Source organism: Pseudochrobactrum asaccharolyticum (assembly GCF_003314995.1).
Lineage (GTDB): Bacteria > Pseudomonadota > Alphaproteobacteria > Rhizobiales > Rhizobiaceae > Pseudochrobactrum > Pseudochrobactrum asaccharolyticum.
The window spans coordinates 1-6,062 of record NZ_QNRH01000024.1 but is presented as its reverse complement, the minus strand read 5'-3'; the positions used below and the strand labels follow the sequence as shown (position 1 = coordinate 6,062).

The window sequence follows — 6,062 nt, the reverse complement described above, 5'->3', positions numbered from 1 at the left end:
TGGCGTTTGAAGTTGATATCTGGTGTTTGCATAACAGAAATTTACGCCCAATCCGACACGCAGGCAACCGCGAACCACTTAACGTGACAACACCGCAGAGGGCGATATCGCGGATAGGGTGTGATATGAAAATTACTTATAGTTGGTATGAATGAATTTGACAAACTTTGCCATACAGAGTTAAATGAAAAGTAATATGGAGGCTCGAATGGCTACGATGAACATATCTTTGCCAGATCCAATGAAAGATTGGGTTGAGACGCAGGCAAAGACCGGGCGTTATTCTAACAGCAGCGATTATGTCCGTGACCTTATCCGCAAAGACCAAAGGCGTAATGACAAAATTGCGGCTATGCAACGCTTTGTTTATGATGGTCTCAAAAGTGGCCATGGCAACCGGTCTAAAGATCAACTTTTTGCAGCGGCCGTTGCACGTGTGGCAACAACACCTGACAGCGAATAATGCGTATTATTCTGTCCCGCGCTGCTGAAGAAGATATCATTACGATTGCTAAGCAAGGTGCAAGCATATTCGGAATTGCGCAGGCTGAGCAGTATCATAATGAGTTGTTCATAATGTTTGATCTGCTTGCTGATAATCCCCGAATGGCACGTGAGAGAACCGACATTTCTCCATCAGTTCGAATTCACCCGTTTAAAGCTCATCTTATCGTATATCGCATTGAAGATAGTGGATTGATTTTCGTGATACGAGTTCGTCATGGACATGAAGACTGGTCTGACGATCCTACTTAGGCATCCTTATGTATTCTCACGACCAGTTTGTGCCCATTATCCATAAGAATAGAGAAAGGGTTGCCGCGCCACTCAATTATCTGGTTCAGGCTTCGGATGACACGCTCCGCTGGAAAAGAAAAATCCACCTCTAGCCTAATCCCTCACGGTTGAAGTAATCCAGCACAGTTAACAGTCGAAATTGCCTGCCATCATCCAACCGATCTGCCATTAAATCCATAGACCAGACCATATTGGGCGCTTCTGGCACAGTCAGGGTATTGGGTTTATCTCGCTTCAACCGTTTACTTGGTTTGATACGCAGGTTGGGTTCTAACTCCCAGTAAATCCGGTAGATCCGTTTGTGTTTCCTTTATCTACGCAACACGCAAAGATATCGCTGGAACCACAAGAGGAGAAAGAAAATTTGGAACTGCGCCAATGGCACAAGATTGGATTATAATTTTTTCTGTTGACAAAATGTGATAACGTTCCCACAATCACTTAAAATAAATATGGGATGACTTTCTTTTTCTGCAAAACCTAGGGGAGTGGGTTGATGCAAGCGGTCATACAAAACAGTGGTTCTGGCGCAAGGAGCACGGCACAAGCCGGGGCTGCAACTACCGTAGTTTCATCCAAGCCGAGGTTATAGCCGCTTAAAAGAGAGCCTAAGCATAAAAGAATAAGTCATGTGGGAGGGAGAGACCATGTTCGACGATGTTGAAATCTGTGCGATGAATTTTCATTATTCACGCTATCCAATTGAGGTTTTTTTAGATGATGTTGTCAGGCTTGATATCAAAACAATAGAATTATGGGGCGCTGCGCCGCATTTTTATATTGGTGATAACGGTTTTTCTGAAATTAAAGCCCTGAAAACAGCGATCGATAAGCGCGGATTACAGCTGGCCTGTTTTACCCCTGAACAATGTGTTTATCCGATTGATATTGCCGCCCGCGATCTGCGCTTAAGAGACCGGAGCATTCAATATTTTATGGATTGTATTAATGTCAGTGCGCAGCTTGACAGCCCTGCCGTGCTGATAACACCGGGCTTCGGTTTTATGAATGAAGATCTGCAAGAGGTCCGCGCACGCTCTCTTGATGCTTTGGATAAAATTGCCCGCTATGCGCAAGGGATAGGTATCAAGCTGTACTTAGAGCCATTACCGGCGGCCTACTCTAAAATTATTCAGACATCTCAAGAGCTTCGCATTATTTTAGACGAGATTGACTCGCCAGCGCTCTATGGAATGATCGATACCGCCTGTGCCCATGTGACCGGTGAGACAATTGCTGACTACGGAAATAATCTTGGCGACAGGCTCGGCCATATTCACATGATTGATACCGATAATAGCGGCGCGCATCTGGCATGGGGCGATGGAAAATTGCCGCTGGCCGATTATCTTAATCAGATCAAACAGGCCAGTTATCACGGGGCAATCTCGCTCGAGATTATCGGGCCGCGTTATCATCAAGACCCATTCATACCGCTGCGCCAGAGTGTCGAGATGCTGCGCAGCCATAGTAAGGCTTAGCAAGATTTAAACCTCAATCAATAACGAAGTTGGGCCAACCAACTCTATCAGAAAGAGAGTGGAACATGAGTTTTAAAAAATATACAACAGTCTTACTCACACCATTGCTGGCAGGGGCACTGTTTTGCGGCAGCGCCTTTGCAGATCCCAAACAGGATCTGCTGGATAAAGTGCCGGCAGCGTATAAAGAAAAAGGCATTAATATTGCCGTTTTCAATGATTGGCCGCCGGATGAATTTGTTGAAAATGGCGAGCTGAAAGGCTGGAGCGTAGATCTAGCAAAAGAAATCGAACAGCGGCTGGGTGTAAAATTCACCTATACTCCGACCAGTTTTGACGCCATTATTCCGGGCTTGATCAGCAAGCGTTTTGATGCCGGTTTCTCGTCTTTCGGCAGCACGCCAGAGCGGGTGAAAGTACTGGATTTGGTTGTGTCGCAAATTTTTCAGTAAATTAAAAGTGTGCTTATCCTTGGCCGTAGTTATGCTGCGAACTCTGCAAAGACCTTGAATGGTGATTGGTTGTCGTTTGCGAATTGGTTCTTGCGGATCATGTGGGCCACTTCGATGCCTGCGATGGTGGCTGAAGCGGAATGGAATGCTTTAAAGCCCATCATTGGCTTGGTGATCCGTTTGATAAAGCGGTGGTCTTGCTCAAGGATATTGTTCAAGTATTTGATCTGCCGGATTTCAATCATGTCGCCTGCGCCTGTGAATTTCAGGATGGTGTTGACGGCGTGCAGTCCGGCCAGATTGGCGCCACTTTTGTCAATGACAACCTTCTCAGGAGTACCGTTGGTTGTGACCGCCTTCTTAAAGAAACGCCGCGCTGCAGCCAGATCCCGACGTTCAGACAACAGGAAATCAAGGGTTTGGCCATCACGGTCAACGGCCCGATACAAATAGGTCCATTTACCCCGAACCTTGATATAGGTCTCGTCAACACGCCAGGAATTGGCCGTTGGGCCCTTCCGCATCTGAGCCTGAGTGGCGATTTGAGGCGAGTACCGAACAACCCATCGGTTCAATGTTGCATGATCGACGCATACGCCACGTTCGGCCAGAATTTCCTGAAGGTCACGATAGGAGACGGGGTAGCGCACGTAAAAGAAGACCGCGTGCAGAATGACACTTTTAGGGAAATGAGTTCCCTTGAAATCGACTGTCATTCGCAGCCACCTCGCTCAATTATTCACAATGACTGGCTTATAGCTCAGTAAACATGAAAAATTTGCGACACAACCACCATCATTGGTGTCAGCGCGTTGAAGTAGACCTGATCCGGCGTCTGCCGGTCAAGGGATGAATGTGGGCGTCGGCTATTGTAAAAGGTCAGATATCGACCGATGCCGACGCGGGGCTCAGACACGGTCTTGTAGGCGTGGAGATAAACCTCCTCATATTTGATCGACCGCCAGAGCCGCTCGACGAAGACATTGTCCCGCCACGCGCCCTTGCCATCCATCGAGATGGCGACTTCCGCCTTCTTCAGCACGGTGGTGAAGTCAATGGACGTGAACTGCGATCCCTGATCTGTGTTGAAGATATCCGGCTTGCCATAGCGGGCCAGCGCTTCCTCAACCGCTTCGATGCAGAAGGCCGCTTCCATCGTGATCGACAGTCGCCACGATAAAACCTTGCGGCTGAACCAGTCCACGACGGCGCAGAGATAGACAAAACCACGCGCCATGGGGATATAGGTCAGATCCATTGCCCACACCTGGTTGGGCCGGGTGACCGCCAGCTTGCGCAGGAGATAGGGATAGATTTTGTGCCCTGGCGCTGGCTTCGAGGTGTTCGGGCGGCGATAGATTGCCGCAATGCCCATCTTTTTCATCAGCGTTGCGATATGAAGCCGCCCAGTTTCCAGCCCTTCTCCTCTCAAAAGCCCTTGCAACATCCGACTTCCGGCAAAAGGGTAGTCGAGATGCAGTTCGTCGATCCGCCGCATCAAAGCCAGATCGCTGTCCGACACTGATCGTGGAGAATAGTAGACGCTGCTACGGCTGAAGCCGAGAAGCCGGGCCTGCCTTGCAACCGACAGCTTGTGCGCGCGGTCAATCATTTTTTTCCGCCCAGCAATCCCGCCTTGCCGAGCGCACCGGACAAAAAATCGTTCTCCAGCGTCAGTTCGCCGATTTTGGCATGAAGCGTTTTGACATCAACGGTTGGCCCTGTCGGTTCCGCCTTGTTCTCATCACCGAAAACGCCGGTCGCCCCCTGAAGGAGCTGGTCTTTCCACTGCTTAATCTGGTTGGCATGCACGTCGAACTGCTGGGACAATTCCACCAGTGTCTGCTCGCCTCGAATGGCGGCAAGCGCCACCTTTGCCTTGAAAGCCGGGCTGTGGTTCCGGCGTGGTCGTCTCGTCATGGTATCTCCTGTTCTCGGCATCTAAGCCGAAGTCAGGCAGAAATTCCATTTATCTCCGCTGTCCAGATTTCCCGAACCACCTCTGTTTGAATAGCCCCGAGTTTATTAGATACTCTTCGTCTTCAGTTTGTGGTTCTGTTCAAAGTGTGCTGGTGACAGCATACCATTTCTAACGTGTTTGCGCTGCGGGTTATAAAACATCTCAATGTATTCAAATACGTCTTGCCTTGGGTTTGGGGATGGAATGGTGCTCCGCGGACATGCAGCATTTTTTGGCTCTTCAGCCATTCAGCTAAATCACCAGAGATGTAACAAAAGCCATTATCACTGAGCAGGCGCGGCTTGTGACGAACAACGGCCTGGTCACAGCCTGATGCTGTCAAAGCGAGCTTTATCGTGTCTGTGACGTCATTGGCACGCATGTTTGTGTAGAGCTTCCACGCGATGATGCAGCGGCTATAATCATCCAGGACTGTGCTGAGATAATACCAACCCCAACCGATGATCTTGAAGTAGGTAAAATCTGTTTGCCACATCTGATTGATAGCCGTAGTTTTATCGTGGAACTCCTCGGCTGCCTTTATCACCACGTAATCTGGTGCCGTTATCAAATCTGCAGCCTTTAGTATGTGGTAAGCTAATGATTCAGATATAAAATACCGTTTCTGATCGGTATATTTAACTTCCAGTTCTCGCGCTGACAAAGCTTCATGTTCTAGCGCAAACTCGATCAGATCATCGCGCTTATGTTCTGGGATCCGGTTCCAGATCAATCTTGGTCGAGGAGAATGATCAGTCAACGCATCTAGTCCGCCTTCAAGATAGCGGTCATACCACCTATAAAAAGTAGTGCGTGGGATACATAGCATATCAAGGGTTTGTTTGGTGGGCAGGTGTGATCCCTCAACAGTGCGGATGATCCCCAGATTCTCAGATGCGCTATATCTCATTCCCCGAACTCCCCAGTCCCGGTCATGCTTTTTTTAAGCAGACGGTTTTCGAGTGTCAGGTCAGCAACGCATTCCTTCAAAGCCAAAGCTTCAGAACGCAGATCCTTTACCTCCGGCGATGTTGCTTGACGGGCTGTGTCTCCAGACAGTCGCCGTTTCCCAGCCTCGAGGAACTCCTTCGACCAACTGTAATAAAGGCTTTCTGCTATACCTTCGCGACGGCACAGCACCGAAATGCTTTCTTCTCCGCGTAGTCCGGTCAAAACAATGCGGATCTTCTCCTTGGCAGAATAGTGCTGCCGGGTCATACGTCGAATGTTTTTGACCAACTTATCAGTAGCAGCTTTCGATGCTCCGGGCTTCTGTGTCTGAACCGCACCGTATTTGCCGGAGACCGTTTTGTTTAAGTTATGCGGCCATAGCTGGCGCGTCCAGCATGGCATAGTATCGTTCTTCGGCCT

Annotated in this window: 6 protein-coding genes and 2 pseudogenes; 4 read left to right on the top strand and 4 right to left on the bottom strand. The window is 48.9% G+C overall.

The genetic code is table 11. From position 1 onward, the window contains the following. The first annotated feature begins 208 nt into the window (after window positions 1-208). Both DFR47_RS21315 and DFR47_RS21310 read left to right on the top strand, forming a co-directional pair. Complete coding sequence (locus DFR47_RS21315) at window positions 209-463, top strand: type II toxin-antitoxin system ParD family antitoxin (RefSeq protein WP_113946524.1); 255 nt, start codon at window positions 209-211, stop codon at window positions 461-463. After that, window positions 463-756, top strand: coding sequence for a type II toxin-antitoxin system RelE/ParE family toxin (locus tag DFR47_RS21310; protein WP_113946523.1), 294 nt, complete (start codon window positions 463-465; stop codon window positions 754-756). Before DFR47_RS21315 ends, DFR47_RS21310 begins: the two co-directional genes overlap by 1 nt. 20 nt (window positions 757-776) lie before the next feature. On the opposite strand, the pseudogene DFR47_RS21305 reads toward DFR47_RS21310, so the two are convergent. Continuing rightward, window positions 777-1,102 (bottom strand): annotated as a pseudogene (locus DFR47_RS21305) (DDE-type integrase/transposase/recombinase); the annotation flags it as partial. Window positions 1,103-1,445: 343 nt separating this feature from the next. Between DFR47_RS21305 and DFR47_RS21300 the strand changes: the two are divergent. Together DFR47_RS21300 and DFR47_RS21295 are read left to right on the top strand one after the other, a co-directional pair. Beyond that, on the top strand, window positions 1,446-2,279 hold the full coding sequence (locus tag DFR47_RS21300; RefSeq protein WP_170137601.1) for a TIM barrel protein: 834 nt from the start codon (window positions 1,446-1,448) through the stop codon (window positions 2,277-2,279). A gap of 65 nt (window positions 2,280-2,344) precedes the next feature. After that, the gene (locus DFR47_RS21295) at window positions 2,345-2,731 is read left to right on the top strand and encodes a transporter substrate-binding domain-containing protein (RefSeq protein WP_113946521.1); all 387 of its coding nucleotides are present in this window, start codon (window positions 2,345-2,347) and stop codon (window positions 2,729-2,731) included. Window positions 2,732-2,760: 29 nt separating this feature from the next. On the opposite strand, the gene DFR47_RS21290 is transcribed toward DFR47_RS21295, so the two are convergent. The 3 genes and pseudogenes from DFR47_RS21290 to DFR47_RS21280 form a co-directional block, all read right to left on the bottom strand. Then, the gene (locus DFR47_RS21290; RefSeq protein WP_113946520.1) at window positions 2,761-3,447 is read right to left on the bottom strand and encodes an IS6 family transposase; all 687 of its coding nucleotides are present in this window, start codon (window positions 3,445-3,447) and stop codon (window positions 2,761-2,763) included. 44 nt (window positions 3,448-3,491) lie between these two features. Next, a protein-coding gene (locus DFR47_RS21285; protein ID WP_170137600.1) for an IS3 family transposase occupies window positions 3,492-4,651 on the bottom strand; the annotation gives its coding sequence in 2 pieces (ribosomal slippage) (window positions 3,492-4,393 and window positions 4,393-4,651; 1,161 coding nt in all). Between the two features lie 221 nt (window positions 4,652-4,872). Continuing rightward, a pseudogene (locus DFR47_RS21280) lies at window positions 4,873-5,930 on the bottom strand (DDE-type integrase/transposase/recombinase); the annotation flags it as partial. Between the last annotated feature and the right edge of the window lie 132 nt (window positions 5,931-6,062).